The organism is uncultured Microscilla sp., assembly GCF_947493425.1.
Lineage (GTDB): Bacteria > Bacteroidota > Bacteroidia > Cytophagales > Microscillaceae > Microscilla.
On sequence record NZ_CANLRP010000742.1, the window covers coordinates 1 to 205 of the forward strand.

Here is a 205-nt window from a genome sequence, read left to right on the forward strand (position 1 = left end):
GTGAGCTGGTCAATGTCAAAAGCAGGGCTTGCTACATATGATTGTTCATTAGCTGCATAACCACCCGGCATTTGCCACATCCCATTTTTTAATTGCCAGCTGCTGCCTTCGTGGGCGTTGCTTCCTCCTATAGTACCGTGGGTGAGCCAGCCACCCGTGGCGTTTTCGAAACCGCTATAATAAGGAATCGTTTCAGTTATTTTTA

General features: G+C 47.3%; 1 protein-coding gene. It reads right to left on the reverse strand.

The genetic code is table 11. The annotated features are described in order from the left end of the window. The coding region (locus Q0954_RS35005; protein ID WP_299466984.1) for a hypothetical protein at positions 1–205 on the reverse strand (205 nt) is incomplete at both ends.